Annotated in this window: 5 protein-coding genes; 3 read left to right on the forward strand and 2 right to left on the reverse strand. The window is 70.6% G+C overall.

The window, feature by feature from the left end:
* The first annotated feature begins 244 nt into the window (after positions 1-244).
* Positions 245-1,501, forward strand: coding sequence for a ricin-type beta-trefoil lectin domain protein (locus ACFV9O_RS27915; protein ID WP_385422477.1), 1,257 nt, complete (start codon positions 245-247; stop codon positions 1,499-1,501).
* A gap of 141 nt (positions 1,502-1,642) precedes the next feature.
* On the opposite strand, the gene ACFV9O_RS27920 is transcribed toward ACFV9O_RS27915, so the two are convergent.
* Together ACFV9O_RS27920 and ACFV9O_RS27925 are read right to left on the reverse strand one after the other, a co-directional pair.
* Complete coding sequence (locus ACFV9O_RS27920) at positions 1,643-2,116, reverse strand: carboxymuconolactone decarboxylase family protein (RefSeq protein ID WP_385422479.1); 474 nt, start codon at positions 2,114-2,116, stop codon at positions 1,643-1,645.
* 256 nt (positions 2,117-2,372) lie between these two features.
* Complete coding sequence (locus tag ACFV9O_RS27925; RefSeq protein ID WP_385422481.1) at positions 2,373-3,986, reverse strand: hypothetical protein; 1,614 nt, start codon at positions 3,984-3,986, stop codon at positions 2,373-2,375.
* Between the two features lie 155 nt (positions 3,987-4,141).
* Between ACFV9O_RS27925 and ACFV9O_RS27930 the strand changes: the two genes are divergently transcribed.
* Together ACFV9O_RS27930 and ACFV9O_RS27935 are read left to right on the forward strand one after the other, a co-directional pair.
* Entirely contained in the window at positions 4,142-5,446 is a 1,305-nt protein-coding gene (locus tag ACFV9O_RS27930; RefSeq protein WP_385422483.1) for a VWA domain-containing protein, read from the forward strand.
* A complete protein-coding gene (locus tag ACFV9O_RS27935) occupies positions 5,446-6,225 on the forward strand; it encodes a hypothetical protein (RefSeq protein ID WP_385422485.1) in 780 nt (259 codons plus the stop codon). Before ACFV9O_RS27930 ends, ACFV9O_RS27935 begins: the two co-directional genes overlap by 1 nt.
* Positions 6,226-6,325 lie beyond the last annotated feature (100 nt).

Below are 6,325 nucleotides of genomic sequence, written 5' to 3' on the forward strand. Positions count from 1 at the left end.
TGGTAGACCAATCCGGAGAGCGCTCTCAGCTCATCGATGCGACCGCACGGGGCGCTCGGCCTGCCCGGGCCTTTACCGGCGCGTACCCCCGGCCGCACGCGTTGACAGGGACCCGTCAAGAGAGTTCACTCCCTGAAGGCTGGTCCAGACCAGCGCCGGACTTCCCGCCAACCAGTGCACGATCGCCAACCACCGCTCCCCCGGTCGGGCCGGCGTCCCCACACCAGGAATCGAGGCTCCCCCCATGTCATTACGGAGGCACAGGCGCCGTTTCCGCGCTTTCGCCCTGACGGTCGCGGCGCTCACGGCCGCACTGAGCTGGGCGCCCAGCTCGACGGCCGCTCCCACCCCGACGATTCAAGCCGTGAACTTCGAGGACAACTTCGACGGTCCGGCGGGAGCCGCGGTCGACGGCTCCAAGTGGCAGATCGAGACCGGCGACAACGTCAACAACCATGAGCGTCAGTACTACACCGCGGGCAACGCCAACGCCGCGCTCAACGGCCAGGGCCAGCTCGTCATCACCGCCCGCCGCGAGAACCCCGGCAACTACCAGTGCTGGTACGGACGGTGCGAGTACACCTCGGCCCGCCTGAACACGGCGGGTCGTTTCACCCAGGCCTACGGCCATGTCGAGGCCCGGATGAAGGTCCCGCGCGGGCAGGGCATGTGGCCCGCGTTCTGGATGCTCGGCCACGACATCGGCGACATCGGCTGGCCGGCCAGCGGTGAGATCGACGTCATGGAGAACGTCGGCTTCGAGCCGAGCACGGTGCACGGCACCCTCCACGGCCCCGGCTACTCGGGCAGTGGTGGCATCGGCGCCGCGTACACCCTGCCCGGCGGCCAGGCCTTCGCCGACGCCTTCCACACCTTCGCGGTCGACTGGGCACCCGACTCGATCACCTGGTCCGTCGACGGCAACGTCTACCAGCGCCGCACTCCCGCCGACCTCGGCGGCCGGCAATGGGTGTTCAACAAGCCGTTCTTCCTCATCCTCAACCTCGCCGTCGGCGGCTACTGGCCCGGCGACCCCGACGGCTCGACCGTCTTCCCGCAGCAGCTCGTCGTGGACCACGTCCGCGTCACCTCCTCCGACAGCGGCGGCGGAGGCACCAGCGGCACCCTGCGCGGCCTCGCGGGCAAGTGCCTCGACGTGGCCGGCGCCAACACCGCCAACGGCACGCGCGTCCAGCTCTACACCTGCAACGGCACCGCCGCCCAGCGCTGGACGGTGGGCACCGACGGCACCGTACGGGCCCTCGGCAAGTGCCTCGACGCCGCCGCCGCGGGCACGGCCGACGGCACCCGCGTCCAGCTCTGGGACTGCAACGGCACGGGCGCGCAGAGATGGTCGTACAACGCCTCGACCGACGATCTGGTCAACCTGCCCGCGAACAAGTGCCTGGACGTGCTGGACAACAACCCGGCGGACGGGACACCGACGCAGATCTGGACGTGCTCGGGCGGGGCGAACCAGAAGTGGGCACTGGTGTCATAGGGCATCGGTGCCGGATCGCCAACGGCGTACCGGAACAACGCCCCGGGTCCGGCGCGAGAGGCCCGGGGCGTTGTTCTGATGCTGGTGCGAGACGGCACCAGCGGGTCCCGGCCAGGTACTCCGGTACTCCGGTACTCCCTGTTATCCGAACTGGCCGGGCTGGTAGTCGCCGGCGGGCTGCTGGACGACGACGTTTACGCGGTTGAAGGTGTTGATCAGGGCGATGAGAGACACCAAGGCGGCGAGCTGCTCCTCGTCATAGTGCTTGGCGGCATTCGCCCAGGCCTCGTCCGTGACGCCGCCGGCCGCGTCGGCGATGCGGGTCCCCTGCTCCGTCAGCTCCAGGGCGGCGCGCTCGGCATCGCTGAACACCGTGGCCTCCCGCCAGGCCGCGACCAGGTTGAGGCGCGTCGAGGTCTCCCCGGCGTGCGCGGCGTCCTTGGTGTGCATGTCGGTGCAGAAGCCGCAGCCGTTGATCTGACTGGCGCGGATCTTCACCAGCTCCTGCGTCGCGGCCGGCAGCGTCGAGTCCGAGACCACCTTGCCCGCCGAGACGATGTGCTTCAGGAACTTGGCTGCGACCGGGCTGCCGAAGAGGTTCAAACGAGCACTCATGGTGAGCTCCTCTGCCGTTGTTGGTGGTTACACCTCTCTGACGGAACGGCTCGCCAAGACGTGACAGGGTCGAATGTGACGTGCGTCTCCCCTGTCGCACCGCGGCAGGGGGCAGGGGGACCACCCACGACGACGTTCGGGTGGCCGGTGCAGTCGGGGCGGCGTAGGTGAGGTCTGCGTGGCCGCGTACGGGGGCGACCCCCGAGCACACCGCGTTCGCCGTGGTCACGGGCCTGAGGCAGCGCACTGGCCGGGGTCAGGGCCCTGTCGACGTCTCACAGTCCAGGATCCGTCCGTCCACCGTGCCGATCAGGAGCCTGCCGGCGCGGGGAACCGTGAGCGACAGGGGCACCACGGGCAGGCCTGCAACATGGAGATCTCTTTCCCAGCGGGGGCTGCCGTTGCTGGCGTCGATCGCCACGATCCTCCCGGACCGGTGGGCAGCAAAGACGGTCTCGTCGTCGCCGTCCAGCGCCGTGACCGGCTGGTCGGTTCCGTACACCCACTGCGGTGCGCCGCCCGCAAGGCGGCGGCGGACCACGAACGAGTTCTGTGAGAGCAGCCCGCGGTGGTCGTGCAGGGTGGCCGCGTATATCAGTGCGTCGTTGCCCACTTGAATACCTGGGCCCGCGAACAGGTGCATGGTGCGATCGCCGTCCCACTCCAGGGGGAAGAGCCGGCGGACCGACGGACTGCCGTCCGTCTCCTCCAAGGCGATGGCGACGACCCATTGACGCCCCGAGGCGGCCTGTCCCTCGGGGCGCTGGACGAACAGCGGTTCGCTGCCGCGTCGGGCTGCGAAGAAGTCGTGGTTCGGCAGGGTAAAACGTGCCGCCTCGGTGTTGTCGGGCGTGAGGAGAACGGTCTGCCCCTGGTCTCGCGCGGGCCAGGCCTCCCGGACGGCGAGCCAGCCTCCGCGACCGGCGGTGAACGTCACGGCGTGGCCGGGATCGAACTCTTCGAGGGAACGCCCGTCGTCAAGGGCAATGCGCTGGACCAGGTTGCCGGCCCGCCGCCAGCCCGATTCCGTGAGGCGCCCGGTGTGCCGCACGTGTACCCAGGCCGAGCGCTGGTCGGCGCAGACGTGGATCTGCCGTCCACCGTCGAGATCCGGAACCGCCCACTGCAGCTCGCCGGAGGGACGCCAGCATTCCAGTCGCGCACCCTGGAGCGCGGCCAGTACCCGCCCGTCGTCCAGCGTCTCCGCCGCCCACACCTGTCGGCGCAGCGTCCAACCGACCGTCGCGCCGGCGCCGCGATCCCTCAGGAGGTCGTGGGCATGTTCCGCATCCGGGGGATGCACCCGCCGCACGCGCGGACCGATCAACTGGCGGTACCCGATGATGCGGTCCGCCGCCGCGGACCAGTCCTCACGCTCGATCACGGTCTCGAAGGCATGGGTGAAGGCATGGTCGGAGTCGCGGTCCTCCGGCGACACCTGGAGCCGCAGCCTCCGGTCGTCCAGCCACTCGACGGCCAGCACCTCTCGGCGTTCTTCGAGCGCCGTCGTCACCGTCCCCGACTCCAGGTCCACCAGGAGCAGTTCTCCGTCGAAATCCCAGCTGCCGTCGTAGCGGCCGGTTCCGACGGCCGCCAGCGGAAGGGACGGATGGAAGTCGATCGAGTTCACCGGCCAGTACGAGTGGTGGAGATGGCGGCAACTCAGGTCGTCGGCCCGGTACACGCCGATCCGGTACTGAGGCCACCGGTCGATGGCGGCCGTTCCCAGCGACGGCCACCGGATCGCTCCGATGTTCCCGCCCACGACGATGTGGCCGTGCCGAGGGTCTTCTGCGGCAGTTCTCGGCTCACCGACCTCGGCGAAAGGACGGTCACCGAGTACACGGCGAATGATCAACGGATGGGTCATGCTTCCCCCCTGGCCCGGTCAGAGGGACCAATCCTCGCCCCTGGGGCTCCGTTCCGTCCCCGATACCCCGGGTTCGTCGCGTTGTTCCGCCGACCGCACTCGCGAACGTACGCGCGGAATTGGGCAGCGCTCCCCGCGATCACTATGATCCGGCGATGATCATACGAAAGCGACTGGCGGCCGCGCTGTGCGGTGCGCTGCTGGTCACCCTGACCGGGGGCGGCCTCGCCCCTGCCACCGCCTTCGCGGACTCCGGCGGCTCCGCCGACGAGCCGGCCGCGAAGGAACCACCCAAGGTCGAACTCGTCCTGGACGTCAGTGGGTCGATGCGGGCCCGCGACATCGACGGACAGTCGCGGATGTCCGCGGCCAAGCAGGCCTTCAACGAAGTGCTGGACGCCGTGCCGGAAGAGGTCCGCCTCGGCATACGCACGCTCGGCGCCGACTACCCCGGCAAGGACCAGAAGAAGGGCTGCAAGGACACCCGTCAGCTCTACCCGGTCGGCGAACTCGACCGGACCGAGGCGAAGACGGCGGTGGCGACGCTCGCGCCCACCGGCTGGACGCCGATCGGGCCCGCTCTGATGGGTGCCGCCGACGACCTGGAGGGCGGGAACGCCACCCGTCGGATCGTGCTCATCACGGACGGCGAGGACACCTGCGCGCCGCTCGACCCGTGCGAGGTGGCGCGCGAGATCGCGGCCAAGGGCATCAACATCACCATCGACACGCTCGGCCTGGTCCCGAACGCCAAGATGCGCGCCCAGCTGATGTGCATCGCCGAGGCCACCGGCGGTACGTACACCTCGGTGCAGCACAAGGACGAACTGTCCCATCGGGTCAGCCAGTTGGTCGACCGTGCCGCCGAGCCGGTCGTCACCCCGGTCGCCACGCAGGGCACCGACCGGTGCGAGGACGCCCCTCAGCTGAAGGCCGGTCTCTACGCCGACCGTGAGACCTTCGGCCAGCACCGCTGGTACCGGGTGGACCTGCTGCCCGGGCAGGAGCTGCGCGCCTCGGTGAGCATCGCCGCCGACCGTGCCGTCAACCGTGACTACGGTGTGCTGCTGCGCGCATCGACCCTGCGCGGCCGGGAGATCGTACGCGGCGAGGCCGCGGGCGACGGGCGCACCGATGTCGTCTCGACGGGGCTGCGCTACCCGAAGCCCGAGATCGACGACGTGGACGCCGACGACGACGTCAAGCCCGCCGCCGAGACGGTCTGTCTGCGGGTGAGCAACTCCTTCTCGGCCCCGGCTTCCGTCAGGACCGCTCCGGGTCTGCCCGTCGAGCTGACGATCGATGTGGTCGACGGCCCCCGTGACGCCGGCGACATCGCCTTCTTCGGCCTCGGCCGCGGCTGGTGGCTGCTCGGCCTGCTCACGCTCGCCGGCTTCGTGGCCGGTCTGCTGTGGGGCTGGATCTCACGCTGGCGCATCGCCGTCTGGAGGACCAACTGATGCGGACGGTACGTACCTTGACCGCGGCATTCCTTGCCGCCACGGCGCTGTTCACCTTCCCGGGAACCGCCGCCGCGGACACCCCCTCGCCGTCCCCTTCCGAGTCGGGCGAGGAAGCCGCCGCGCCGACCGAGGCCGGCACGTCCTTCCGTACGGCCACCGTCGTAAGCCCCGGACAGCGGGCCACGGCCCAGGCGTCGACCGGTGACTACCTCTACTGGCAGTTCCCGGCCGACGCGGGACAGCAGGCAACGGTGCGGGCGACGGTGAAGCTGCCCGGTTCCGAGGCGCGCCACGGCACCCACGCCTGGCGGCTCGACGTGTACGACGGACTGCGCCGCCGTCAGGCCTGCCGCTACGGCAGCGACACCAAGGCCGCCCCGGCCGAGGCCACCTCCGTCGAGCTCTCCTGCGCGCTGCGTACGGTCCGGGCCTGGTCGGAGCCATGGGCCAACGACCCGCTGCCGGGCGCGTATTACGTCCGCCTGACCGTCGTCGACGCGCCCGCCGAGGACCTCGGTGAGCCGGTCGACGCCGCGGTCGAGATCACGGCGTCCGACGCCGGGGGCACCGCCGCGGTCGACGGCAAGCTCGCCGCACCGCTCGTGCCCGCGTCTGGTGCGAAGGTCGAGCCGGACGGCGGCTGGGCCTCCGGCTGGTGGTCGTCCCGCATCCTGTGGACGGCGGCCGGCGCGGCACTCGCCGCCCTGGCCGGCATCTGGGGCTACCGCCTCACCCGCGGCAACGGCCGCCCGGCACAGGTACCGCCGGGGGCCTGACCCCGTACGGGCGCGGGGACCCCAAGGGGGGGACCAGGAGAGGGGGGGGCCGACCGCCCCAGGGACGAGCTTCCCCCACCACGTAGACAAGGGATTCTTA

The sequence above is a fragment of the Streptomyces sp. NPDC059909 genome (genome assembly GCF_042730885.1).
GTDB lineage: Bacteria > Actinomycetota > Actinomycetes > Streptomycetales > Streptomycetaceae > Streptomyces.